We start from the raw sequence: 255 nt of genomic DNA on the forward strand, positions 1-255 counted from the left end.
ACCGAGCTGTCCATGTCTAGCACGATGTAATTTAGCCCCGTCCGGTCGAGGAAACGGTCGACCCACTGGCCGCCCAGATCGGCGACCGCCGCGCGGTTGCTGTCCGTCGCCAGACCCTCGGTCTCGATCCGGCTCACCTGCGACGTGGACGCTGCCTGACCATCGACGGCACGGTGGCCGACCACCTGTCGCATTACCGGGTCGTGGGCCAGCCGCTCGGCATCGTTGACATCCTCATATCCTGCGAGGCGACCA

General features: G+C 65.9%; 1 protein-coding gene. It reads right to left on the reverse strand.

The genetic code is table 11. The features are described from left to right. Positions 1–255 (reverse strand): transposase (locus EU800_RS26530; RefSeq protein WP_207210041.1); only part of this gene is annotated, 255 nt, incomplete at both ends.

This window comes from Tropicimonas sp. IMCC6043 (assembly GCF_004146235.1).
In the GTDB taxonomy this organism is placed as follows: domain Bacteria; phylum Pseudomonadota; class Alphaproteobacteria; order Rhodobacterales; family Rhodobacteraceae; genus Tropicimonas.